This window comes from Photobacterium sp. R1 (assembly GCF_054600795.1).
The window spans coordinates 1-261 of record NZ_BAAHZP010000675.1 but is presented as its reverse complement, the minus strand read 5'-3'; the positions used below and the strand labels follow the sequence as shown (position 1 = coordinate 261).

Sequence of the window (261 nt, the reverse complement as noted above, 5' to 3'; positions counted from 1 at the left end):
TACGGAATTAGCACTCAATGCCTTGCTTGTGCAGGTACTCGTCATAAGTACCGTGGAAGTCATTAACACCGTCTTTGGTGATTTCAATAATACGGGTAGCCACCGAGGAGACAAACTGACGGTCGTGAGAGACAAACATCAGTGTCCCTCTGTAGTTTTCCAGCGCCAGGTTCAGAGACTCAATGGACTCCATATCCATGTGGTTGGTTGGCTCATCCATTAACAGGATGTTTGGCTTTTGCATGATCAGTTTACCGAACA

General features: G+C 46.4%; 1 pseudogene. It reads right to left on the bottom strand.

Going from position 1 to position 261, the window contains the following annotated elements:
* Positions 1-7 precede the first annotated feature (7 nt).
* A pseudogene (locus ACYP03_RS26780) lies at positions 8-261 on the bottom strand (ABC-F family ATPase); the annotation flags it as partial.